This window comes from Sulfuriferula multivorans (assembly GCF_003851125.1).
In the GTDB taxonomy this organism is placed as follows: Bacteria; Pseudomonadota; Gammaproteobacteria; order Burkholderiales; family Sulfuriferulaceae; genus Sulfuriferula; species Sulfuriferula multivorans.
The window spans coordinates 26,596-49,552 of record NZ_BGOW01000013.1 but is presented as its reverse complement, the minus strand read 5'-3'; the positions used below and the strand labels follow the sequence as shown (position 1 = coordinate 49,552).

Genomic DNA, 22,957 nt, shown 5'->3' with positions numbered 1-22,957 from the left:
GCGTCTTCGAATCGGAGCGCCCTATGACCATGTTGACCGAGTCTGAACTTGTCCCCATCGGCCTTGCCACCGCACAGGCCGAAGCCACACGCGAATCTTCGGCGAAACTCTGCGGCGAAACGCAAAATTTCATCAAGCTGGTGTTCAACCGACAGGGCGCACGAAGGCAGTCACGATGAAAACTACCGCCTCCCCGCAATCCGCGCTGCCCGATCTGCCGTCCACCGACCCCACGCAAGGTCTGTCCAGCACCGAGGCGCAGCGGCGGCTGGCGCAGTTTGGCGCCAATGCCATCGAGGACAAGCAGGTGCCGGCGTGGAAACAGCTTGCCGCCAAGTTTTGGTCGCCGGTGCCGTGGATGCTGGAGCTGGTGATCGTGCTGCAGGTGCTGCTGGAGCGGCAGCTGGAGGCGCTGGTGATCGCGGTGCTTTTAACGTTCAACGCTGTGGTGGCCTTTATGCAGGAGCGGCGTGCCAAGGATGCGCTGGCGCTGTTACGCAAGCGCTTGCACGTGAACGCGCGCGTGCTGCGCGATGGCCAATGGAGCCAGATTCCGGCCGAGCAGGTGGTGCCGGGCGATATCGTGCATGTGCGCGCAGGCGATCTGGTGCCGGCCGACCTGGTCCTGTTCGACGGCGCGGTAGCGCTGGACCAGGCCGCGCTCACCGGAGAGTCGCTGCCGGTCGATGCCGGCCCCGGCAAGCCGGCCTATACCGGCGCCATCGTGCGCCAGGGCGAGGCCACGGGCGAGGTCACCGCCACCGGCGCGCGCACCTTTTTCGGCCGCACGGCGGAACTGGTACGCACGTCCAACGCACCCAGCCACATGCAGCGCACCATCTTCGCCATTGTCAAGCGTCTGGTGATCTTCGACGCCGTGCTGGTCGTTTTGGTGGTGGCCTACGCCCTGCTGCACCACCTGCCGCTGCTGGACACCGCCGTGTTCGCGCTGATGCTGCTGGTGGCCTCGGTGCCGGTGGCGCTGCCGGCCACCTACACCTTGGCTACCGCGATCAGCAGCCTGCAGCTCGCGCACCAGGGCGTGCTGGTCACCCGCCTGCCGGCAGTGGAAGAGGCAGCGGCGATGGACACGCTGGTGTCGGACAAGACAGGAACGCTCACGCAAAACACCCTGACCCTGGCCGGTGCGACCGCGCTTGCTGCCGGCAGCGACGAACACGCCGTACTGCGCGCAGCGGCCCTGGCTAGCGACGACGCGACGCAAGACCCGCTGGATCTGGCCATCCTCGGCCCGGCGCGTGAGCAAAGCTTGCTCGCGGACACACCGGCGCGGCAGGTCTTCCTCCCCTTCGATCCGTCGACCCGGCGCAGCGAAGGTGTGTACACCGTGGACGGGGGCGAGTGGCACGCGGTCAAGGGCGCGGCCAACGTCATCGGCCCGTTGTGCAAGCTGGACGCCTCTCAGCAAGCGGCACTGGACGCCGCCGAGCGCCAGCTCGCTGCGAGCGGCGCGCGCGTGCTGGCGGTGGCCGCCGGCCCTGCAAACGCACTGCAACTGCTCGGCGTGGTGGGCCTGTCCGACCCGCCGCGCCCGGATGCCGGCGACCTGATTGCGCAACTCACGCAACTCGGTGTGCGTGTGTGCATGGCCACCGGCGACGCGCAGGAAACCGCGCGCGCCATCGGTGCCAAGCTAGGCCTGGGCTCGCGCGTGTGCGAGGCCAAGGGGCCTGCCGCGCAAAACCCCGAAGACTGTGATCTTTACGCCCGAGTACTGCCCGAGGACAAGCACGCCATCGTGCAGGCCTTGCAGCGCGCCGGACACGTCACCGGCATGACCGGTGACGGCGTCAACGACGCGCCGGCGCTGCGCCAGGCCGAGCTGGGCGTGGCCGTGGCCAGCGCCACCGATGTGGCCAAGGCCGCCGCCGGCGTGGTGCTGACCGACCCCGGCCTGGCGGGTGTGCTGACCGTGGTGCGCACCGGTCGCGAAGTGCATCGGCGCATGCTCACCTACACGCTGAACAAGACGCTCAAGACCTTCGAGATCGTGGTGTTCCTCACCCTTGGGCTGCTGCTCACCGGCAGCTTCGTGATCTCGGCCACGCTCATCGTGCTGCTGCTGTTCACCAACGACTTCGTCACCATGACCATCGCCACCGACCGCGTGCAGCCTGCGCCCAAACCGCAGCGCTGGGCAGTGCGGCGGCTGGTGGGCGCGGCTGGTGTGTTCGCCGTGTTGTCGCTGCTGTTCTCGTTCTCCATGTACTGGTGGACGCGCAGCACCCAGGGCCTGAGCCCGGTGCAGATGCAGACCGTGGTGTTCCTGCTGCTGGTGTTCACCAACCAGGCCAACATCTACGTGCTACGCACCGATGGACGGCTGTGGTCGTTCGCGCCAGGGCGCTGGATGGCGCTGGCCAGCGTGGGCGATGTCATATTGGTGAGCGGGCTGGCCGTGTTCGGCTGGCTGATGGCAGCGCTGCCAACCGCGCTGGTCGTGGGTCTGCTCATCGCCTGCGCGGTCTTCGCTCTGCTGCTGGATCAGGCCAAACGCTATGTCTTCCAGCGCTTTGCCATCGTCTGATTTTTGGAGGCTGCGCCTTGTCAACCACGTTTGTGGCTGATGACGCTTTTTCTGCTTTGTGTATGTCAACGCACAGAGCATTTTGCCGGGGCGGTGAATAATTGCCATAACCCGCCGTAACGATAGACGGCATTCAAAAAATCATGAGGTGAAGACCATGATGCGAAGTGATTGGATGGGAAGCTGGGGGAATGGTTACATGGGTGGGTGGGGCGGATTATGGATGATACTGGTCGTGATTTTAGTCATTGCCGGAATTGTTGCCGTCATTCGTAAAAGGTGATGGTCATCAGTCAATCGTAACTGGCCACGGCCCATACCGAAAATTGCGCGAAGCGCTTTTGTCCGACTCCCGTCGCGCCTTTTTCCAGGTACAGGGCCCAGGCCCAATCGGGCTCGAACAGGCTGGTGGTTGACGACCAGTAAATGTCCTGCACGTCGGCGAAAGGATGTCCGGGCGGCAAGGCCGGGCTGTGGACGGCGCAATCCACCAGCGCCTCCAGTTCGTTGATCGTGGGCAGCCGCCAGGTATTTCCCGCGCCTTGATGATTGAGCTCGGCCACCGCTGCCAATGCCTCGCGCCAGACCACCGGCTGCGATGTGAGGTTCGCGCTGCGGCGCCAGAGCAGACCGGTGAGACGATCCAGGACACCGGCTGTGTGTATTTCGAAGCGCGGTTCAGGCCACGCTGCACCGAAACGCCATTCGCCGTCCTGTCCCGTCCCGGCGCATGCAATGACTTTGCCGGCGGCGGCGTCGTAGCACAGGCTTTGGCCGGTGCGCGGGACAACACCCAGGCCTGCGCCGCGTACCGGCCAGAGCATGAAGGATTGATCTTTGCCGCCGTAAAACATGCGCGCGCCATCGAGCGCCACATACCAGGCGTGCGCCGGGCTGATGGCCGCCGTCGTCGCGCTCCAGTACCAGCCGTTGAACACATTGAGGAACGGGTGTCGCTCAGGCAGGGCAGGCAATCTTGTTTGCAGGCTGAGCAAGCTGCGCAATTCGCGGCGATTGGGCAGGCGCCAATCGTGCTGGCCGAAACGCTGTTCGCGGTTCATGCTTGCGACGAAATCCAGTGCTTCCTGCCAGGTGAGTGGAAACTCGGCGAGATTGGCATTACGACACCAGATCAGACCGGTCAGGCCATCCATGACCTCGTCGTTGCGCAAGTCAAAGCGCGGTTCCGGCCAGGGCTTGCCGACGGCAAACGATGCATCCTGACCGGAGCCTTCGCACGCAAGCTCGCGTCCATCGTCGGCATGGCAGGTGCGTTGGCCGGTATGCAGATAATGGCGAGTGGTCATGATTGCTCCAATGAACCTGGAAAATCTGTAAGGATTTTCTCGTTATAGGCACTTTCAGGATGAGTGTTCGAACGCACCAGTTTGATGATAGTACCCGGATCGAATGGTAGCGCGTGGTACAACTACCATGCGGTGCATGGATTGATTGCGGTAACCCCAAGCTTTGCTGGATGAACTTTAACTGGATGGAGGATGTTCAATCGAACCCGGATTTCAAATTTCGGTCTCGCCTCATCAGAGCCGGCCAAGAACAATAGCGCTCTTCACCTGGATATCAAGGAGATAAAAAATGGCAAAAATAGAACAGTTGGAACTGGAAGGACATCGTAGTGAAATCATTGCTGACGTGAAAAGTCTGGTCGAAAAATATCGTGCAATATTCGATTGGGATGTGCCTGAAATCGATCAAAACCTTGCGGATAAACTTATCCTGGCGGAAATGCGCAAGGCCGTAGATGATATCGAAAAGGAATTGCTGAACTGAATACAGACAATGGCAGAGCGAAACATTTGAACCAACGCGTCAGGCTGGGTCATTAGGCGGTTGTTGCATAAATTCCGGTTGAATTTATATAGTTAAAAGGAGCGCTAAAATGAAAGATCTTCCTCCACCACACGACCCCATCGAGGCAATGGGTGAGGCTTATGAAGCGTTATTGGAAAAGGCGTTACAGAAAGCGCATCAAAGCGGCTCCGCCGTCCACGACATGATGAGTGCGATTCGAGGCGATATCGCGGCCTTGAACAAGTTCAGTGATGACGAAGTCGTCCAGCTGGAAGAATATGTGAAACGGGATATGGTCGATGCTGCGTGGTATCTGGATAAGACCGGCAAGGAATTGAAAGATTGGCTGGGTTTTGATGTGGCGTTGATGAAGCACGAATTCTGGGAGCGGTTTTCCCAAGCTGCAGATCAGACCACGACGGCGCTATATCAATTAAAGCTGGAGGCGGAAATCGCCGAGTATCATAGCGGCGAACTGATTGGTTTAGGAACGCTGGTATGCGATCAGTGCGGTGAAAAACTGCATTTTCACAAACCAGGCCGCATTCCTCCTTGTCCCAAGTGTCACAGCGCGCACTTCCATCGGCAGCATATTGAATGATTTTGTCTGCAATTTCCAGGTCACACTCCCGACCAGGCAATCAAGAGAGATTGCCATGTTGTTGAGGGGGAACGGACTAACCGTCATCGAGAAAACGAGATGCGTCCGCTAGGCACTGCGTTACGGCGCTGGCGCATGCGCAGAATGCTTCAGCGTCATCCGATACCTCAGCACGTCTGGCAAAGTGTGACCCGGCGCATGTTGGTGTTGAGAGGGCTGGATGCGGTGCAAATGGCGCACCTGCGCGAGATGACGACATGGTTCCTGGATCAGAAATCAATCACCGGCGCTCAAGGCCTGGAGGTGACGCAGTCAATGAGAGTGGCGGTAGCCGCCCAGGCCTGTCTGTTGATTCTGAATCTGGGCGTGGAGCATTTCGACGGTTGGGTCGAGGTCATCCTCTATCCGGGCGCGTTTCGCGTTAAGCATGCACAGATGGATGCCATTGGCCTGGTCCGTAACGAAGCAAGCGTTTTAACCGGCGAGTCATGGTTGCGTGGCCCGGTGATTTTGTCCTGGGATGACGTCGAGCGGGATACCTATCGTTTTCAGGCCGGCCACAACGTCGTATTGCACGAGTTCGCACATAAGCTGGACGGTCTTACCGGTGTCACGAACGGCATGCCGCCATTGCGTCGCGGCATGAGCAGGAAACGATGGGCCGAGGCATTCAGTGAGGCCTACGATGCGCTGTGTCAGCAAGTGGCAGCAGGAGAATCCGGTTTTATCAATCCTTATGCCGCCACCAATCCGGCGGAGTTTTTTGCGGTGATGAGCGAGTATTTCTTTACCGCACCGGATATTTTGAAAAACTGTTGTCCGGCCGTCCACAAACAGCTCGCACTGTTTTACCAAACAGCTGCAGCGCATTGATATGCCTTGCTGAGGGGCGAGCGCTATTTGCTACTGGCTACCGTGTCCTGCAACGCGCGCAAGGTCCGGGTCTGGGTAATAAAAGTGCCCAGCCCCACGCCCGCCACGCACACCACCGCCAGCACCAGCGGCAGGTCGATGTGGGACAGGCCGTGCACGTGGAGGCCCGTGTCGATGCTCCAGTTAGCCAGGCTGGGGAACAGCAGGCCGAACACGCCCGCAGTCATATAGGCGGCGCCGCCCCACAGCAGGGTGCGTGCGGCCGTTGTCAGCGCCACCGCACGTATTGCCTGGGGAGAAAGCTTGCGGCTGGCTGCCATACGGCCGAACAGGGCACCCGCCACGGCTTGCACGATCAGGGTGCCCAGCCCGAACAGTGCGCCGGGTAACCAGCCCCAGGCGGCGCTGGGCATTGCAGGTGCCAGGGTGGTGTAGAGAATGAGGGCAAAGGCACCGAAGCCCCAGCCGGCGACAAAGCCGTGTAGCGCCGGCATCCAGCCAGTCATGCGGGTCCAGTGAATGGTTTCGGGCGTGTCATCCAGACGATCTTGCTGGCACTCACCGATCAGGTGCAGGTGCATGGCACGACGCTGGCGCAGCATCAGCCAGCCGCCGCCTGCCATCAACAGGCCGATGGGCACGAACAGGGCCTGGTTCAGCCAGTCATTCTGCATCCATTGCGACAGCCCCAGCCACGCCAATTCGCTGGCGATCGCGCGCTGCACAGTGAAAGTCAGCGAGAACAGCAGCCCGGCACGCAGACCCTTGCGGGTGGAGTAGCTACCGACCGCGTAGCTGAAGGTAATGGGCCAGGTGTGCTCGTCCGGCACCATGCCGTGGACCAGGCCCAGCAGTAATGCGGTGACCAGTGCGGCGGCAACGCCGGGGTGGGTGGGATTCCACAGATCGATAAATTCCATGATGCGCAGGATAGCACGCACGCTTTCAACCAGTGTGATGCAGCCGGAACAGTCGCCGCCACGCTGACTAGACATATGCCGTTATGTGTGACACCGCACAGACCGCGTCTGCATTTACGTCTAAATTTCATCCTGTCGGTCAGGTTGCGTGGTAATGCGGTATGCACCGCATTGATTGGCTTGGATACCAGTTCTTCAACTGAATCGTCATGTGGAAATTATCCCGTCTGACGATGGTGTCAATGCCGTACACGCTGAGTGACCTATAGAGAAAATTCATGCGCCGTTATGAAAATAACAGGGCTGGATACGGATTTTAATTGACACTGCGAGGAGAGAAAAATGTTGGGGACAATACTGCTGATTGTGGTGATCCTGATGCTGATTGGTGCATTCCCAAGCTGGCCACACAGCAGGGGATGGGGGTACGGTCCGAGCGGCGGATTGGGATTGATATTGATCATCCTGATCATCCTGCTGTTGCTGGGGCGGATATAACGCACTGGAACAGATTTGCCGAAAGGCGAATAAACACTCACAGGACGCGTCACCTGACCGTGAGTAAATTTTGTTTTTTTGTATTTATTTGGAGCGTCTGATCATGAAAATAATTAAATTCTTTTCCGCATTTTTCCTGAGTGTTGTGCTGGTTTCTTTCATGGGTTGCGCGTCTACCCAGACCAAGGAGAGCACCGGCGGCTATATCGACGACAGCGTGATTACAACCAAGGTCAAGGCAGCCATTTTTAATGAACCCACGCTCAAATCAACCGAAATCAATGTTGAAACGTTCAAGGGTGTAGTTCAATTGAGTGGTTTTGTGAACTCGCAGGCAGACATCAATCGTGCTGTAGAGGTAACACGCAAGGTCGAAGGCGTACGCTCCGTCAAGAATGACATGCGTCTCAAATAAGAGCGGTTGATTACACGCCACGCTGGATGCTGTCCGGCAGTGGCGTGCAAGTGCGCGCTGTGCTATCCATTTAGGCGATACCAAGGAGAATAATGATGCCATTGATTCAATTAGTGATTGTGTTGGTTGTCGTGGGAGTGGTGCTTTGGCTGATCAATACCTACATACCGATGGAAGCCACGATCAAGAAAATCCTGAATGTGGTGGTGATCATTGTGGTGATCCTTTGGTTGTTGAGCGTTTTCGGGGTACTGGGCTCCCTCTCGGGGGTTCGGATTGGGCGGTAAGTAAGACTGGAATCGTGGCCTGGCCTGAATCCGATAGACGCTTTCAACAAATCGGGGCCGGACCGGGTGGCGATTGATATAAACAGCAATTGTAAATCTGCAACTCATAGCAAACGCATCACTACTATTGCTTGTTGCGACCAGCAGGTTGCAGGCAATATTTTTTCACCACTGAAAGGAAATTCCATGAAACTGCGTACAAAACTCGCTCTTGGCCTGATCTCTACCGTGTTCGCAATCGGCGTCGCAACGGCTGCCAGCCATGAAGGGAAGATGCACAAGGAAAAACATGAGATGGGTTGTGATGGCATGGGCATGATGCAGGGTCAAATGATGAAGGACCCGGTCGCTATGGCCCACAAACACCTGACTGAGCTGAAAGCCAAACTTAAGTTGACCAAAGATCAGGAGCCTGCCTGGCAAGCATTCTCCGATAAGGTCGACGCACAAGCCAAAAACATGGCATCAATGCACGACAAGATGAAAGGGGATATGCAGAACATGCCCAAGACCATGCCTGATCGCATGGCGATGATGGCGGACATGATGAAAGAACGTGCGCAGAATATGGCCGCCATGGCAGATGCGGTAAAAGCTTTTTATAGCGAGCTCAAGCCGGAACAAAAAGACGAATTCGACAAAATGCACATGAGTCACATGCAATCCATGGATCACAAGAAATAATCTGTCAAATTGTTTGCGTCCGTGTATTGCTGACTGCTCGCGGGCGCAAGCTTCCGTATCAAATAAATATTTCTGGCTTCTTAATATTGAACGAATATGCAACGCGTCATATTCGGTTAGCCGTACGTGAAGATGTTTCAGCCATTTATCCAATCTTACCCTCAGCTTCAGACTGCCTGAGAATGTCAAGGCTTTTCAATTAAATATTTTTATATGTAAATAATGTGAGTTACCGAACAGAAATATTTCAAGCAACTAATATATTATTTCCATAAATCAGTTGGATCGGTATTCAAACTTCGAAGTGTGAGAAATTTCCCAATAAATCGAGGTTGGGGCTAGTAACGGCGAACTGTAGATTCGAATTCAACCGGGTTTGTCCATAGCGAGTAAACGATTTCCAGATGACGAATGCTTATTTCTTGCCCGATAACGAATTCGGGGGAAGCGAAATAGGGGTGCTGTGTCTGGATCGTGAGCTGCGTATTTTGTGGTTTACTCGAGCCACGCAAAGTATGTTTGGTTTATCCGGCTCTAGTCAGGGCAGGTTGCTCTGTGATGTTTCCCCGAATTTTGGAACCAATAATTTGATCAATGACGCTAGAATTGTTGCCAAAACAAGGCTGTCGCTTCAGCGGAATTTTACAATGCAAAACGGGCGCAGTTTTTTACGCCAGATTATTCCTCACGCTGGAAAAAATGACAATTCCTCCGGTATGGTAATTTTATTTATTGATATTAGTAAAAATAGACATACAGAAAATATGAATTTTAATGCTTGGCAGAAAACAGAATCATTGAAGTGGCATAAGCAAGAGCGAATTGCAGAATTGCGAACACTTACGATGAAATTGACTCTGGCGGAAGAGCACGAGCGCTATACTCTGGCTCAAGATATTCATAATGACTTGGGTGAGGTCCTGATGTCCACGAAGCTTAAGCTGAGGGCCTGCGAAAAAGAAAACTCGCCCCACATGTTTAAGCAGCGCGCTGCAGAACTGGAGTCTCTGCTTAATCAGGCATCTGGTTCCGTACACTCAATGATTTTTCAGCTATGCCCGCCTTTCCTGCACGAAATTGGCTTGGGGCCGGCCTTGGAATGGTTGGCTGAAGAATTACACCGTACCAGCGACCTGGAGATCACGGTGCAAAATGACGGCATGGACATGCCGCTGGATTTGCCGGTGGCGACTCTGTTGTTCCGCGCCGTGCGCGCAATCCTCGTTAGCGTCGCCACGCTCACTCAGAGCAGCCAGATTCTTTTATCAGCCAGGTGCCTGGATAATCGGCTACAACTGATACTTGACGATACGGGAAGCGGATTCGACTATCGGGCGATCTTGACCCAAGCTGGCGGATTCGAATTGAGCAGCATAGAGGAGCGATTGAATTACCTTTATGGCGGTATTGAAGTCGAAGACATGCCGGGTCGCACAAGGATGGTTTTATCAGCGCCGCTGGCGGGCGCTTCGGCATCCATTGCTCGGGAGTTCCGCCCATGACTATGCGCGTGTTATTGGTGGATGACCACAAGTTGCTGAGGGAGGCATTGCGCTACCTTTTGAATATGGAAGAAGATATCGAGGTGGTGGGAGAAGCGGGAAATGCGCGTGACGCGCTTGATGTCGCAGCGCGCGTAGACCCGAACATTGTGATCATGGATATTAGCATGCCAGGCATGGACGGCATCGAGGCTACCCGACAGTTGATTGCGCAACAACCCGGAGTGAAGGTGATCGCTTTGTCCGGTCATTCGGAATGGGACTTCGTTGATGAGATGCTCAATGCGGGTGCCTCGGGATATGTTTCCAAAGCAGCTCCAGGGAACGAGTTATTGAATGCGATACGTGCGGTACAGCGCAATGAGCCTTATTTTTGCCCGGAAGTTCTCATGATGCTTATGACTTCCATGGGGAAAGCCGAGGTCAGAGAAGAATTGGATAATTCATCTATCCTCACTTCGCGCGAACGTGATGTCCTGCGTCTGCTGGCGCAAGGCAAGCGCTCTTCCGAAATTGCTGATGTGCTCTATATTGCAGTGAGCACTGTGGATGTCCATCGCCGCAATATCATGAACAAGCTTGATTTACATAACGTTGCAGAACTTACTCAATACGCCATTCGTGCAGGCTATATAGCTTTATAAATACAATACTATAGAAGAGGGTCCTCATGCAGAGGTTATCTACCATCAAGAAGGTATATAAAATACCTTATTCCAAGTATGTCGGTGAAAGCTTCGTGGATATACAGTTGCTCTGAATGCAGTGAACTAAATTAGCTATATATTATTCTGGGTAAGGATCCACCGATGGAAATTCCGGTTCCGGATAGCCTGAGAAAGATGTTTTCGTCTGTCTGTTTCCCAGCTGAAAGCAAACGTGCGTTCCTGGTGCTGGACACAAACGGCACCATCAAATATGGCAGTCCCGAAGTGGGGAACTACCTGTGCAACGATAACAATAATCCGACCTTGCTGATCGGACAATCCGTGGCTGATATATTCCCGGCATTGCAGGGTGACCTGAGTTGGCCGGAATCGATCCGCAGCCACTATATTTTTTCTCCGGAATCTGACAATGGGTTTGAATTTGAATTTGTCGGATGGAACAGAAGGGAGGGCCGGGAAGTTCTTTTGAAGGCTTCCCTGGCGCCCCTGGAGATTGAGGACCGTCGCTTTTTTTTGCTTGAATTGTTTGTTTTGGCAAGCGAAGACAACAAACTGCATAAATTTCTGGAAGTCTCCGAATTCAATGGCGATGCAGTAGCCGTTACCACAGTGGACGAACTGATTGAATATGTGAACCCGGCATTTGAGGAACTGACTGGTTATCGGAAGGCCGCGATGGTGGGACGAACTCATGCTGTTTTGAATTCGGGGATGCAAGAGCCGCAATTCTTTGTGGACATGTGGAAAGCATTACGGGCGGGCAGGACATTTCGAGGCATTTTCGTGAATCGCCGGCAAAATGGCAGCATTTTTTATGAGGATAAGATCATTCGCCCTTACTACAATGCCCGCGGGAAAATGAGTCATTTTATAGCCAGCGGACGTGATGTCAGTGAGCGTATCCAGATCATGCATCGACTTGAGCATCTCGCCAACCATGATTGCCTGACCGGCTTGCCCAACCGCAATCTGTTTCTCGACAGATTGCGACAGGCAGAAGCACGTGGGTCACGCAATCATGAGGGATTTTCTGTTGTAGTAATGGACCTCGACCACTTCAAGGCAATCAATGACACGCTGGGGCATGCTGTGGGCGATGTGGTCTTGCAAACCGCCGCATGCAGGATCCGGCAGTGCTTGCGTGAAGAAGATACCGTTGCGCGTTTGGGAGGAGACGAGTTTTCGCTAATCCTGACAGAGATTTCCTCAACTCGGGATGTCATGAATGTGGTTGAAAAAATTGTTGTGCTGCTAAGTGAACCGTTAGCAATTGACGGCAGGGATATCCCCCTGCAGGCGAGTATCGGTATAGCAATCTATCCGGAGCACGGTGAGGATGGCCATACTTTGCTGAAACACGCCGATAATGCCATGTACCAGGCCAAGACAGCAGGGGGCAATGACTTTCAGATTTTCGAGGGCAAGGAGAAGGAGCATTTTATTTTTTCGCTGCAAAAAAAAATATAAATCAATATCAGGGGGTAAAAATGTCTGAACTCTGTGATCCGCAACAGAATTATATTCTTCACGCATTGAGTCCACATGAATTCGAGCGCATAACGCCCGAACTTGAATTGGTTTCAATGTCATCTGCAGAAGTTTTATATGAGGTGAACGAGAAACTGCAGTATGCCTATTTCCCTACCACAGCTACGGCGTCATTGCTCTGCGGCCTGGAAGATGGAACCTTGGTAGAAGTGGCTGTGGTAGGGAATGAAGGCATGCTCGGCGTTTCGGTCTTCATGGGCGGGGAGACGGCGCTTACCCAGGCAACCGTCCACTCGGCAGGTCATGGGTATCGTATCAGGGCAAAAGCTCTGCGCGAAGCGTTGGCTCGTAGCGGAGGGCGCCGAACCGGCAACTTGCAACAATTGTCTTTGCGTTACGCGCAGACGCTGATTGTTCAAATGGCTCAAACGACTGCGTGCAATCGGCGTCATTCGGTGGAGCAGCAACTATGCCGTTGGTTACTCCTGAATTTTGACCGTATGCATTCAAGCAGCTTGACGATGACGCAGGAATTGATTGCCAACATGCTCGGCGTGCGCCGCGAAAGCATCACCGAAGCCGCCAGAAAATTGCAACAGGCGGGCATATTGAGCTATCGTCGGGGACATATCGAGGTAACAAACAGAGAAGAACTTGAGACCCACGTGTGTGAGTGTTACAGCATATTGAAGAAAGAGTCCGAACGATTGCTTATAGACCTGCGTGCAGCCTGATCAGGCTGTCGCGTGTTGAATGTCTTCGTCAGCCTGCAGCGGCGAGCGCATACTCCCTCTGGACACGGGACAGTATTTTCCTGGCGGAGAGCGGTAGCTTCTCGCTCAGGAATAGAAGTGTGGCCTGAGCCGGCGGCATTTGCGTAGTACTGGGCCGAGATAATGCGAGTTTGCCGATTGCGTCAGTCAGGTCGCGCCCGAGAAGATCGTTCGTGGCTTTTTGCACCACGTTTTCGAGTAAAGCGTAATTCTCTGTCGGGATAAGATGGGAGTGACATTTGCATATGCGTTCCAAAGAGCCTTCATAGACACCCGGGTCCAGGTTGTCCATTGTGTAGGTGCACAGTCGCGAAAAATTCAATTGCTGGGACAACTCATTCCAGAACTCTTCAAGCCGGATCGCAGCATCGAGTTTGTTTTTTTGCCATAGCAAATTCACCTTTTCTCCGTAGACGCGCACGTTCTTGTGTTGCGACTGCGTTTCCCGCATCAGGCTTCCTATGTGTTTCTCGAACGCCTTCCATACAGGCATGCCGTCTGACATGAGGCTGGAAAGCAGAGATTCCGCGTCAAAAAACTTGATCTTACCCTCGCCTTTGGCGTTCTGGACAGAGTGACCCTGATGTTCCAGGCTGGCTATGAACGCCCGCCTGTGAGCCGGTGTCGCGATAACAATCGATGCAGCCCCGTCGTTTATGCCTGCACCGACAAACTGGGTCACTGCATTAACCAAAAAGGCCTCATCCCGACAAATCTGAGCGATATGATTTCCCGCTTCGGGGTGGGTCAGAAGATTTCTCCAGGGCATGAGATTTTCCAATACTCAAAGTGAACAAGCAGAGGACATATATCAAAAATCGATATTTTGCAAGATTTTAGCATATGAAATAAAATTCACCACTTATTTTCGGTTTTCTGAATACCTCAAAGCGGCTTCATTTCCTGTCAACTTTTGGCTGTCGGATTGACTTTCGAGAGCGGCACAGCCATGAGCCAATCCCATGAATTGCTGAGGTAGATCGTACCCCCGATAATGACGGGATTGACGATACCGAAACGACCTCCCACGTGGTATTTATGAATGAGCTCGCCACTTGAAGGGTTTAACGCATACAGGTATTCACCTGTCGACACATACAGTGCGCCCCTGTAATAGGTAGGTGCTCCCCGCCCCGAACCTGCTGCGCTGGCGTCCGGCACCTGCCATGTCCATTTCTGCTGGCCGGATTTCAGGTCATATGCCTGGATCACATTATTCACCGGTGTGCCCACATAGACGACGCCGTCATGAATCATGGGCACTCCCCCCTTGAATGCGGGCGGTTTAGCCCCGCGCCCCATGTTGGCCTGCCATAAGATTTTTCCAGTATCCGCGTCATACGTCACAATGCGCGTGTCCATGGTGGTCTTGCCATTCTGCTGTTTCGCATCCGCGACCGCGTCCATCACCACAACGCCATTGCTCACTGCAGGGGATACATCGCCGATTCCCGTATCCTCTGCGCCCTGAATGTTGGATTTCCAAAGCACTTTGCCGCTACGGGCATCCAGACAGAACACGCCGCCAGGCGATGACATGGCGACATACATTTTGCCGTCAACAATGGCGGGGCTAGACATATTGGCCATACCCTGGAGTTCGGTCTTCCAGACTGGTTTCCCTGTTCCGGCGTCGATAGCCTGCGCATAGCCATCACCGGTGGTGATATATATTTTTCCGTCGCTAAAAGTGGACGTGGGCATGGCCTCGCCGTTGGTACCATAGTGCCAGAGCAATTCCCCGGTCTTTGCAGAAAGGGCATAAATTCCATTGAAACTGATCCCCTCACCACGCGCAGCTGTCTTGGTTTTGGAGAACTTGGTTACGTTGGAAAAGTTGAATCCGACATTGCCCGCGGAAAGGAAGACCTTGCCCTGCGCTACGATGGGCGTACCCATCAAAGTATTGCCCACCGGGCTTGTGCGCCAGATGAGTTTGCCGGTGCGCGCATTCACCGCATAGGCGAACTGATCATCGCTCTCGGCGTAAATAATGCCGTTCGCGATAGATACACCCACTGCATTGCCATAGAACTGCGTCTGTGTCGAAGGACCGCGACGTTCGCCATAGACCTGGGTATCGAATGCATCTTTACGATCAAGCGGCCAGGATCGCGCTTCCGCAAATTTCCATTCGACGCCCTGCTTAAGCCAGGCTGGAGCGCCCGAAGAAAGTTCAAACGCGGCGTTATGGGCAGGATTGGCACCCAGAGACAGCCAGCTGTCGGGGAAGAATTTTCCATCATGCATGGAAGGCAGGTTTTCGGGGTGATATACACGGTCATAAGGACCGCCTTTTTCGACAGCCACTTCTGTCGATGAAGCGACCGTGCGGGTGGCATTTTCGACGTGCTGCGAATTTCCAGAGGCTTCATGCGAAGATGGCTGCGAACCGGTTGCGAATGCTTGGGTAGCAATCAGTAATGCGATCCAGGAGAGACGGGTATTCATGACGTTTGACCTTTTACTTTTGATGTCTGGGAATATTTATGCTCACAATTCGAAATAAGGCGAAATGTTTGATGCGCTGTTTATGGCTGGGGTTTTGAACCTGATTTTGGCTGAGTACGGCAGGTCATGTCAGGGGGCAGTGCTGCTGCGATAGTGCGTACCATCGCGATTATCTTTAGCAGGTTGCCGAAGGTGTGCGCAATTTTGCCGGATGGCGTTTCCCCGCTTTTTATGGCTGTCGAGTGCGGCGGGGTCTGGAGCCGGTGTTTCAACAGCACGCCAATCGACAAACCCACTCCTGCGCTAGCCAGCAGGACAGCAGGTATTGCCAGTTTCTGCCGAACATCCTCGTTAAAGCGCTTCATGTTGCGGCTAACGGCAAGCCGGCGCACAGCAATCTGCCGCTCTGCCAAGTCGATTTGTGCGGGTAGAGGAGCGTCATTGCCTGCCATGATCACCCTTTTCTGTCGTGTCGAATTGCTTGAGGCTACGCAAGGTAGCTGGCCATCCGAGATGGTGGCTTTGGCGAAGAATGGATCGATACAATAAGGCTGCCAGTGCCAGATTGACGAGAACCCCTAGCAGCATGGCGACGCTTGCCATCAAACCGACATGGATCAACCACAGAACCATCGCTCCCAGCAAGCACAGCCAGGCGCTGACCAACAACACCGCCACCACCACACCGGTCGCGATCATGCCGACCAGATTTTGCGCGGCGAATTTGGTTTCTAGCGCCGCGAGTTCGAGACGATCGTGCAGTAATCCGAGGAGTTCACGTCCCAATATTTTGACGTCGTCTATCAGACTCGCCGGCTTTGGGGATGCTTCGCTCGCGGATGGAATATCTCCAGCAGGGTTGGTCATGCCAGACGTTGCGGGATCAGCGGGCATTAATGAATTTGCTCAGCAGAAATCCTGCCGCAACCGCAATACCTACCGTGGCTAGCGGATTATCGCGTACATAATTGCGACAATTTTCAGTGATGCGTGTTTGCGCTTCTTTGAGCTGCTCACTTTTGACGCCAAATGTTTCTGCCGCATTTGCTGCTGCATCAGCCAGTTTGTCGACAGCCTGATGAGCGCCCGTAGCAACACGTTCGACGGCAGGACGCGTCGCATCAGTCACTTTGTCAATCGTGTGATGGGCACCGGCGCTAGCTTCATCAATGTTGCTGGTAAATGGCTTTCCCATAGTGCCGGGATTCGAACTCAAATTATTTACTGACGTTTCCATGAAATTCTCCTAGAAAATTAACCTGCAATTCAATTGATCACCAAACAATATTGATGTTTTCAATAGTGCATTAGTGCATAAAAAAATAAATTACGACGAGTACGATTGCGGGAACACCCAATATCCAGGCAATAAAATATTTACCCATAATGGTCTCCTTGATAATTTGAGAGTTACTACCTGCCATATTCATGGGAAGCGATGTCGGCGCATTCCGATGGGCTGGCAGGTAATATTTATTGCCTAATGCCAGTTTGCCAATTTCATAAGATAGGGGTGATCAAGTACTACAAGCTTTTCCCGGCTGAATAGGCCCTGTCGGATTTTCTGACGTGTTCTTCGCCTGTGGTGGAAATATCCTCTGCATGGGCATCTTTCATTATTTTCCGGACCAGCTTTGCCTCCTCGCTTCTATCCGTGTGCACGGAGATCAGGATATTCCCATCTTTCACCTTGGTTTCGTATTGCTTTGCCTCATATTCCGGCATGCCCATACCCACCAGAGCGCCGGCAATCCCGCCCAGAGCGGCACCCACGGCTGCACCGCTCAAAGCAGCCATGATGGGGCCCGCGGCAATAAAAGGCCCGACCCCCGGAATGGCTAAAGCGCCGATTCCTGCGAGTAAGCCCAGAACACCTCCGGCCAGTCCTCCTGCACTTCCACCGATCGTTGCGCCCTCAGGCGCCTTGGTATGGTGTTCGTGAGCAAAATCGCGACTTCCGGTACGGTCAGGCAACAGAACCGAAATGTCGGCGGTCGATACGCCGGCGTCTTTAAGATAGGTCACAATCGTTTCTGCCTGGACCAGGGTATTGGCAATGCATATCACAGCTTTTGACATGATGGACTCCTTGATAAATTGAAAAAACTTCAACTGCAATGTTATTTTTCAGTGTTATCACTCCCGGGCTTGCTAACGCCGTCAGGCGTTAAATGATATTTTCCAATTAGCTCCCTTAATCCAGAGCCTTCTGTTAGAGACGCTGGCTTTAAATCATTCACAGCCTCGCGAAAACGATGTTTCATAATGCAGTTTCTGATAGGCCAGAGTAATTTTTAAGATCGATCTGGCATTGGTTTGGTCTCGTGTCGACAAACTCTTGATTTTCTGACGAGGTTTATCAATACCGTTGTTATCCGCTATGGAGCGTTCCAGGGGTGTCGAGCTTGCGAACATCGAAGATTCAGTCGCCTGCCCCGTAACGGAAACGGTTATAAAACATATTGCAACTAAAGCCTTATATCTCATGGCAACCCTCCCTTTGTTCCACGTTGGCAACACGATTGATGCCAGGTTTCTTGTTAACAGCACAGGCACCGGAATCACTGCAATGGTGTAACCAAGATAAGATTCCCCATCCTCATTGTCTGTGCGTGAACGTACATAATCGCCAATGCGGTGCATTTGAAGACTCAATCAAGAAAATCGTGGAGGTTTGCGTGGCGACGCAAAGCGCGGGCTGCCTGGATGAGTGTGGTGTCGTTGTTGCCTTGAAGCGTGGGTTAATCTTGTCCGATCGGGCTCGCGGCGAGGCCAGCACCTGCGCGAGATATCATCTGGCAGCCTGTGCCGCCTCCCACGCGAGTAGCGCGGTTTTTCTGTCCGATCCCCAGCGATAGCTGCCGATTTCCCCACTTTCCCGGATGACGCGATGACAGGGAATAAGCAGGGCGATGCTGTTTTTGGCAATGGCCGTAGCGACGCTGCGGCGTGCCTTGGGAACGCCCGTCCTTTGCGCAAGCTGGGTGTAGGACACCATCTCGCCCGGAGCCACTGACAGCAAGGCCTCCCACACCTTGATCTGAAAGTTGCTACCCCGCAACATCAAATGCAAGGCTTGCGTTGACGGACCGGCGTGGAAAATTTCGGCAGCAAGCTGTAACGCGCGTTGCCGATCCTGTATCAGGGTCGCAGCCGGCCAATCCTGTTGCAGGCCGGCCACCGCGTTTGCCATGGCAGCGTCCTCCACAAACCCGAGATGGCAGATACCGCGCGGTGTCCAGGCGATAAGCGCATTGCCAAATGGGGTGGGCGCTGCGCCGAACCCGATTTCCAGGCCCGCACCCCCGGTTTTTATCTCTCCCGGCGACATGGCTTCGCACGTCACCATCAAATCATGCAAGCGTCCAGGGCTCGACAAGCCGGTGTCCAGTGTGACGGACAGCACATCGGCTGATTCGCGTAATGCCTGCTTGGCATACTGCTTTGTGACGTATTGCAAAAACCGTTTGGGCGAGACGCCCGCCCATTCCGAGAACATTCTTTGCAGATGAAATTCGCTCAGCCCGAGACTGTCGGAAATTTCATTGAGCGTGGGTTGGCGTCGCGCATGGCTGCGGATAAAGGCAATGGCACGCGCGACTGTCTCATATTGCCGCGCCTGATCTGCAACGGTATTACGCATTGCCGGCTGCCCTGCGCGGCAACAGCGCTGCCGGATTAAAGCCGGTGACCAGGGCCGTGCCCACAATGACGATGCACGAACCGGCAATCATGCCCCAGGTAATGATTTCGCCCAGAAACAGGCTGCCCCACAGCATGCCGAAGACCGGAATCAGGAAGGTGACCGTGAGTGCGGAGGTCGCCCCGATGTCGCGGATCAGCCGGAAATAGAGCAGGAAGGCAATACCGGTACAGGCAATGCCCAGCGCGACGACTGCGAGCAGGACGCCGACGCTCGGCGATGCCGAAACCGCTGCAAAAGGAACGGCGGGCGCGATGACCAGCGTAGCCGCCCACATGCTGCCATGTGCGTTGGAAAAGCTGTCCACGGACTTTGCGGTCTTCGCATAGGTGGTGGCTATGCCATAGGAGAATGCGGCCAGAAGCGCGGCTGCAATGGCAATTCCGGCACCGCGTTGCGCGGTTAGATGATCAACACCGACCACCAGGCCAACGCCAATGATACCGAGCCCCAGTCCTAGCGCGGTGCGTCCGTTCAGCGCATGGCGCGACCATACTGCGCCGATTACCGCGCCCCATATGGGCGAGGTGGCATTCAGAATGGACATGGCCGAAGCCGAAAGCGTCTGCCCGGCAAACCCGAACAGCAGGAAAGGCAAGGCGCCGTTGAATATGCCCAGCATCAGGTAGTGGCGCCAGTGCTGTCTGGCGTTGAGCGGCTTGTGCAGAAATCCGGCCACGATAGTCAGAAATAGCGCAGCGAGGCCGACGCGGTACTCGATCAGAATCACCGGCCCCAGCACCGGCGCACCGATGCGTATGAACAGGAACGAGCCGCCCCAGATGGCGGCGAGGGTGATCAGTCGGATAAGGCTGGCGAGGTTCACGATGTGTCCAGGAAGTTATTCAGGTGCAGTATCGTTGAGTATGGACCGCGTTTCCACCCGATTCTTGCGGTATTGATAGCGTTTTGTAAGTGATTTGCCGATGCGTGCGCGACGTGAGCGAGATCGCCCATTATCGACTTTTTATCTTGGCGCCTGCCAGCAGTTATTGCTGACCTGATAGGCGGTGGTGAGTTGTTCGCTGTTGGGCTGCAGGATGTAACGCACGCCGATGACGTCGCTCATCTTGCGCCAGTAAATCGCCAGGGTATTTTTTTCGCCTGCGCCTACCACGTTGTGTAGCGCCACGACTTTCAGCGGACTACCGTACTGGGTATTAAAATTACTGGTAACAGTTACAAAATTGTTGAAAGAAGCGGCCATTTCCTGATCGAATTCCACCAGCTTGTCATTGCAAAAGATGAATACATAGCGCCGGCCTGCCGGGCTGTCTGATGAGTCATACGCCATCAGGGTGTCGCCGGCTTCAACGCTGTTTTCAAAATTCCACGATTTGAGCGTGGTTTTTAGTTGGTTGCGGGTCATGCCGCTTTTGAATTCACCGACTTCAAAGGCTAGGGCGGACTGACAGCAAGCAAGCAGGGTCAAGCTTAGCAGGGCGATTTTGGTATTCATGGTCTGTTCAGGCGTACGGAATTTTCCATGAGATTAACTTGACTGGGGGGTCAAGTCGAGTTGTACTCGTCACCAGCAGTCAAAATACCGCCGGAGGTCAATATTATGCGTATACGTTATTTATTAATGAGTATCGGTGCATTTTGCGCAATCGCTGCCGCATGCCTGCCCGCTGCCCAAGCCATGGGGACGCGGCCACAATCGGCGGCTGGACTGGGAACCGGCCAGATTGTTGCCACTGCCGGGATCCGTGGGCTGGATGAGGAAAAACTCAAGGCGGCGCAATATGATGCAGCGCAAGTCAACCAGATGGAATCGCAAACAGTGGGCGCCGATGCGGCACGCAGTTTTGCTGCGCAAGCCGGTCTGCACAGCCGGCCGATAGCATATTTGCCTGATCCAGCACAGGGCAACGGCATCTACCCGTAGCGCGATTATTCGTCGCTTTCCGTATCCAGATCAGGAATATGGCCGAACGCGATGCGCATCGGCGCGGCCTGCAGCGCATCGTGCGCAGCGCCAAAATACACGGCATTTTTGCCAAAGCGCGCATTGAGTTTGTCCACCGTGGCGTTGAGCTGGCTGCGCGCAATGCCGGTATCGAACAGTGACGGCGTGTGATGCGCCGCTTCCACCAGACGCGTGAGCGTGACACCGACCGCCAGCGGATCGTCGCGCATGACCGGTTTCTTCTTCCACAGCAGATCCAGGATGTCAGTCAGAGTGAGCGTATCCGAGCTGGGATCGAAGCTTATTTTCTCGTTCCAGGACGGGTAGCGCAGGTATTTCACCTTGATCTGCATCGCGCCTGCCAGCAATTCATGGCTGCGCAGGCGCATGGCGGTTTTTTGCAGCAGTTTGTGCAGTACCGAATGCGCGGTGTGGTCGTTGCGCATTGCCGGCGCCAGCACATGCGAATGTCCGATGCTGGCGCGCGCACTGGGTGCGGGCAGCAGCCATTCGCCGCGCAATTTGGCATGCATGCGCTCGCCTTCGATACTGCCCCATGCGCGCGCCAGCCGGGCCTTGTCGGCAGCCCACAAATCGCGCAGGGTGTGAATCCCGGCCTGTTTCAGCCGCTTTTCCATCTGTCGCCCGACGCCATTGATATCGCGCAGTTCCAGTGGATACAGGCAATCGGGCAGGTCGTTGAGTTCGATCACCGTCAGGCCGTCCGGCTTGCGCATGTTGGATGCCGTCTTCGCCAGAAACAGGTTGGGCGCAATGCCGATCGAACAGCGCAATTCCGTACCCACGGTGTTGTAAATGGTGCGCTTGATCTTGTGTGCCAGCGTTTCGGCATTGGCGCGCAAGCGCTGGCTGCCGGTCAGCTCGCAGTGCATTTCGTCGATGGAATAGACGGCTTCCACATGGGTACAGGATTCCACCGCAGCGACCAGTTGATGGTGATAGTCCACATACATGGAGGGGCGCGCCTGCACGACAAGGATACCCTTGCACAATTTGCGCGCCTCATGGATGGGCGTTCCGGTCCGGACGCCGAATGCCTTGGCTTCATAGCTTGCCGCGATGCAACAGGTGGTTTCCGCCACCACCGGCGCCACGCAGACGGGTTTGCCGCGCAGATCCGGCTCGGCCTGCTGTTCCGCAGAGGCAAAATAGGAATTGAAATCAACGTAGAGCGAATGGAGCATACGGTATAATTGCGGCTTTTGTACCGCACTGAAAGTAAAGGTTTAACGCATGAGTCTGAATCTGGTTCCCGTTGGCAAGGACGTTCCCAACGATTTTAACGTCATCATCGAAATCCCCATGCACGGCGATCCCATCAAGTATGAAGTAGACAAGGAAAGCGGCGCGATGTTCGTGGATCGTTTCATGTCCACCGCCATGCATTATCCCTGCAACTACGGCTATATTCCTCACACCCTGTCCGAAGACGGCGACCCGGTGGATGTGCTGGTCATGACCCCGGTGCCGCTGATTACCGGTGTGGTGGTGCGCTGCCGTACCATCGGCATGCTCAAGATGAGCGACGAAGCCGGCGTGGACGCCAAACTGCTGGCCGTGCCGGTAGATAAATTGTGCGGCATGTACAAAAACGTGCAAAAACCCGAGGATCTGCCTGCAATGTCCCTGGCCCAAATTGCCCATTTCTTTGAACATTACAAGGACCTGGAAGTCGGCAAGTGGGTCAAGGTGGAAGGCTGGGTTGATGCGGACGCAGCCAAGGCCGAAATCATGGCCGGCGTGGAACGCTACAACGCCGCTGCCGACAAGCCTGCATTTTAATCCGCCAGCGCCGCCTACCGGC

General features: G+C 54.7%; 28 protein-coding genes. 15 read left to right on the top strand and 13 right to left on the bottom strand.

What is annotated here, in order from left to right; translation table 11 throughout:
- Positions 1–23 precede the first annotated feature (23 nt).
- Together EI185_RS17995 and EI185_RS06855 are read left to right on the top strand one after the other, a co-directional pair.
- Entirely contained in the window at positions 24–179 is a 156-nt protein-coding gene (locus EI185_RS17995; RefSeq protein WP_189836319.1) for a hypothetical protein, read from the top strand.
- Entirely contained in the window at positions 176–2,548 is a 2,373-nt protein-coding gene (locus EI185_RS06855; RefSeq protein WP_124704386.1) for a plasma-membrane proton-efflux P-type ATPase, read from the top strand. The genes EI185_RS17995 and EI185_RS06855 overlap by 4 nt, the downstream gene beginning before the upstream one ends.
- A gap of 293 nt (positions 2,549–2,841) precedes the next feature.
- Here the strand turns inward: EI185_RS06855 and EI185_RS06850 are convergent, their stop codons facing one another.
- Positions 2,842–3,855, bottom strand: coding sequence for an Lcl C-terminal domain-containing protein (locus EI185_RS06850; RefSeq protein ID WP_124704385.1), 1,014 nt, complete (start codon positions 3,853–3,855; stop codon positions 2,842–2,844).
- A gap of 289 nt (positions 3,856–4,144) precedes the next feature.
- Here EI185_RS06850 and EI185_RS06845 point away from each other — a divergent pair, with 289 nt between their 5' ends.
- The 3 genes from EI185_RS06845 to EI185_RS06835 all read left to right on the top strand — a co-directional run bounded on the left by EI185_RS06845 (position 4,145) and on the right by EI185_RS06835 (position 5,834).
- The gene (locus tag EI185_RS06845; RefSeq protein WP_124704384.1) at positions 4,145–4,339 is read left to right on the top strand and encodes a hypothetical protein; all 195 of its coding nucleotides are present in this window, start codon (positions 4,145–4,147) and stop codon (positions 4,337–4,339) included.
- Between the two features lie 109 nt (positions 4,340–4,448).
- Positions 4,449–4,961: a zinc ribbon-containing protein gene (locus tag EI185_RS06840; protein ID WP_124704383.1), complete on the top strand. Its 513-nt coding sequence runs from the start codon at positions 4,449–4,451 to the stop codon at positions 4,959–4,961.
- A 135-nt stretch (positions 4,962–5,096) separates the two neighbouring features.
- Entirely contained in the window at positions 5,097–5,834 is a 738-nt protein-coding gene (locus EI185_RS06835) for a M90 family metallopeptidase (protein ID WP_124704382.1), read from the top strand.
- 23 nt (positions 5,835–5,857) lie between these two features.
- Here the strand turns inward: EI185_RS06835 and EI185_RS06830 are convergent, their stop codons facing one another.
- Positions 5,858–6,829: an urease accessory protein UreH domain-containing protein gene (locus EI185_RS06830; RefSeq protein ID WP_223247721.1), complete on the bottom strand. Its 972-nt coding sequence runs from the start codon at positions 6,827–6,829 to the stop codon at positions 5,858–5,860.
- Positions 6,830–7,096: 267 nt separating this feature from the next.
- Here EI185_RS06830 and EI185_RS06825 point away from each other — a divergent pair, with 267 nt between their 5' ends.
- From EI185_RS06825 to EI185_RS06790, 8 genes are all read left to right on the top strand, one after another.
- The gene (locus EI185_RS06825; protein WP_124704381.1) at positions 7,097–7,252 is read left to right on the top strand and encodes a DUF3309 domain-containing protein; all 156 of its coding nucleotides are present in this window, start codon (positions 7,097–7,099) and stop codon (positions 7,250–7,252) included.
- A 103-nt stretch (positions 7,253–7,355) separates the two neighbouring features.
- Positions 7,356–7,667 carry a BON domain-containing protein gene (locus tag EI185_RS06820; RefSeq protein WP_124704380.1) on the top strand — a complete coding sequence of 104 codons (312 nt, stop codon included), beginning with the start codon at positions 7,356–7,358 and terminating at the stop codon, positions 7,665–7,667.
- 92 nt (positions 7,668–7,759) lie between these two features.
- A complete protein-coding gene (locus tag EI185_RS06815) occupies positions 7,760–7,954 on the top strand; it encodes a Thivi_2564 family membrane protein (protein WP_223247720.1) in 195 nt (64 codons plus the stop codon).
- A 66-nt stretch (positions 7,955–8,020) separates the two neighbouring features.
- Complete coding sequence (locus tag EI185_RS06810; RefSeq protein ID WP_124704379.1) at positions 8,021–8,638, top strand: Spy/CpxP family protein refolding chaperone; 618 nt, start codon at positions 8,021–8,023, stop codon at positions 8,636–8,638.
- Between the two features lie 404 nt (positions 8,639–9,042).
- Complete coding sequence (locus tag EI185_RS06805; protein WP_124704378.1) at positions 9,043–10,140, top strand: PAS domain-containing protein; 1,098 nt, start codon at positions 9,043–9,045, stop codon at positions 10,138–10,140.
- A complete protein-coding gene (locus EI185_RS06800; RefSeq protein ID WP_124704377.1) occupies positions 10,137–10,784 on the top strand; it encodes a response regulator in 648 nt (215 codons plus the stop codon). Before EI185_RS06805 ends, EI185_RS06800 begins: the two co-directional genes overlap by 4 nt.
- A gap of 165 nt (positions 10,785–10,949) precedes the next feature.
- Entirely contained in the window at positions 10,950–12,275 is a 1,326-nt protein-coding gene (locus EI185_RS06795; RefSeq protein ID WP_124704376.1) for a diguanylate cyclase domain-containing protein, read from the top strand.
- A gap of 20 nt (positions 12,276–12,295) precedes the next feature.
- Positions 12,296–13,030 (top strand): Crp/Fnr family transcriptional regulator, encoded by a 735-nt coding sequence (locus tag EI185_RS06790; RefSeq protein ID WP_124704375.1) that lies wholly within the window; start codon positions 12,296–12,298, stop codon positions 13,028–13,030.
- A 28-nt stretch (positions 13,031–13,058) separates the two neighbouring features.
- On the opposite strand, the gene EI185_RS06785 is transcribed toward EI185_RS06790, so the two are convergent.
- The 10 genes from EI185_RS06785 to EI185_RS06740 form a co-directional block, all read right to left on the bottom strand.
- The gene (locus EI185_RS06785; RefSeq protein ID WP_124704374.1) at positions 13,059–13,838 is read right to left on the bottom strand and encodes an MEDS domain-containing protein; all 780 of its coding nucleotides are present in this window, start codon (positions 13,836–13,838) and stop codon (positions 13,059–13,061) included.
- Positions 13,839–13,975: 137 nt separating this feature from the next.
- Positions 13,976–15,520, bottom strand: a complete 1,545-nt coding sequence (locus EI185_RS06780) for an outer membrane protein assembly factor BamB family protein (protein WP_124704373.1) — start codon at positions 15,518–15,520, stop codon at positions 13,976–13,978.
- An 80-nt stretch (positions 15,521–15,600) separates the two neighbouring features.
- Positions 15,601–15,972 (bottom strand): hypothetical protein, encoded by a 372-nt coding sequence (locus tag EI185_RS06775; RefSeq protein WP_124704372.1) that lies wholly within the window; start codon positions 15,970–15,972, stop codon positions 15,601–15,603.
- On the bottom strand, positions 15,959–16,414 hold the full coding sequence (locus EI185_RS06770; RefSeq protein ID WP_223247719.1) for a phage holin family protein: 456 nt from the start codon (positions 16,412–16,414) through the stop codon (positions 15,959–15,961). The genes EI185_RS06775 and EI185_RS06770 overlap by 14 nt, the downstream gene beginning before the upstream one ends.
- Positions 16,404–16,757 carry a DUF883 C-terminal domain-containing protein gene (locus tag EI185_RS06765; protein WP_223247718.1) on the bottom strand — a complete coding sequence of 118 codons (354 nt, stop codon included), beginning with the start codon at positions 16,755–16,757 and terminating at the stop codon, positions 16,404–16,406. Before EI185_RS06765 ends, EI185_RS06770 begins: the two co-directional genes overlap by 11 nt.
- Before the next feature lie 287 nt (positions 16,758–17,044).
- The gene (locus tag EI185_RS06760; protein ID WP_223247717.1) at positions 17,045–17,638 is read right to left on the bottom strand and encodes a hypothetical protein; all 594 of its coding nucleotides are present in this window, start codon (positions 17,636–17,638) and stop codon (positions 17,045–17,047) included.
- 114 nt (positions 17,639–17,752) lie between these two features.
- On the bottom strand, positions 17,753–18,163 hold the full coding sequence (locus EI185_RS06755) for a hypothetical protein (RefSeq protein ID WP_124704370.1): 411 nt from the start codon (positions 18,161–18,163) through the stop codon (positions 17,753–17,755).
- A gap of 148 nt (positions 18,164–18,311) precedes the next feature.
- Positions 18,312–19,163 carry a methylated-DNA--[protein]-cysteine S-methyltransferase gene (locus tag EI185_RS06750; RefSeq protein ID WP_124704369.1) on the bottom strand — a complete coding sequence of 284 codons (852 nt, stop codon included), beginning with the start codon at positions 19,161–19,163 and terminating at the stop codon, positions 18,312–18,314.
- The gene (locus tag EI185_RS06745) at positions 19,156–20,049 is read right to left on the bottom strand and encodes a DMT family transporter (protein WP_124704368.1); all 894 of its coding nucleotides are present in this window, start codon (positions 20,047–20,049) and stop codon (positions 19,156–19,158) included. Before EI185_RS06745 ends, EI185_RS06750 begins: the two co-directional genes overlap by 8 nt.
- A 141-nt stretch (positions 20,050–20,190) precedes the next feature.
- On the bottom strand, positions 20,191–20,682 hold the full coding sequence (locus EI185_RS06740) for a hypothetical protein (RefSeq protein WP_124704367.1): 492 nt from the start codon (positions 20,680–20,682) through the stop codon (positions 20,191–20,193).
- 105 nt (positions 20,683–20,787) lie between these two features.
- On the opposite strand from EI185_RS06740, the gene EI185_RS06735 reads away from it, so the two are divergent.
- On the top strand, positions 20,788–21,111 hold the full coding sequence (locus EI185_RS06735) for a hypothetical protein (RefSeq protein ID WP_124704366.1): 324 nt from the start codon (positions 20,788–20,790) through the stop codon (positions 21,109–21,111).
- A 5-nt stretch (positions 21,112–21,116) separates the two neighbouring features.
- On the opposite strand, the gene EI185_RS06730 is transcribed toward EI185_RS06735, so the two are convergent.
- Positions 21,117–22,337 carry a Y-family DNA polymerase gene (locus tag EI185_RS06730; RefSeq protein WP_124704365.1) on the bottom strand — a complete coding sequence of 407 codons (1,221 nt, stop codon included), beginning with the start codon at positions 22,335–22,337 and terminating at the stop codon, positions 21,117–21,119.
- Positions 22,338–22,386: 49 nt separating this feature from the next.
- On the opposite strand from EI185_RS06730, the gene ppa reads away from it, so the two are divergent.
- Positions 22,387–22,935, top strand: coding sequence for an inorganic diphosphatase (gene ppa / locus EI185_RS06725; protein ID WP_124704364.1), 549 nt, complete (start codon positions 22,387–22,389; stop codon positions 22,933–22,935).
- The last annotated feature ends 22 nt before the right edge of the window (positions 22,936–22,957 follow it).